Here is a 443-nt window from a genome sequence, read left to right as displayed (position 1 = left end):
CGCCATTCTTTGCGGATTTGCTTAATCCAAGCCCGACATCTTTTCAATAGATTTAAGTCTGGACTATAAGGGGGTAACCAAACTATCTCATGCCCATGCTCTTCAATGATTGCTTGAATATCACTGCGTTTATGAAAAGCGGCATTGTCCATGACAATTACACTGTTTTTAGGTAACTCAGGTAACAGTGCTTCTCTCACCCAATGAGAGAAAATATCGCTGTTAATAGAACCATTATATAAGCGTAAGGCAAACAATTCTCCATTGATAATGGCTCCAATCGCATTGCTCTGGTTCTTTAAATGCCAGTTATCACTTCCATGACAAACTTGTCCTTTTGTGCTGTAGCCATAAGGTCTATGATCAAAGGCTTTAAAACCACATTCATCAAGATAGACTATCGGTTTGTCTTGAGCGGTCTTATCTACTATTTGTTCTTGAAA

1 protein-coding gene is annotated in these 443 nt (G+C 38.8%); it reads right to left on the bottom strand.

The features are described from left to right. A partial coding sequence (locus tag A5N85_RS13705; protein ID WP_072577638.1) for a transposase occupies positions 1-443 on the bottom strand: 443 nt, incomplete at both ends.

Origin of the sequence: Suttonella ornithocola (assembly GCF_001889065.1) — a bacterium.
GTDB lineage: Bacteria > Pseudomonadota > Gammaproteobacteria > Cardiobacteriales > Cardiobacteriaceae > Suttonella_A > Suttonella_A ornithocola.
This window is presented reverse-complemented; position numbering and strand designations above follow the sequence as displayed.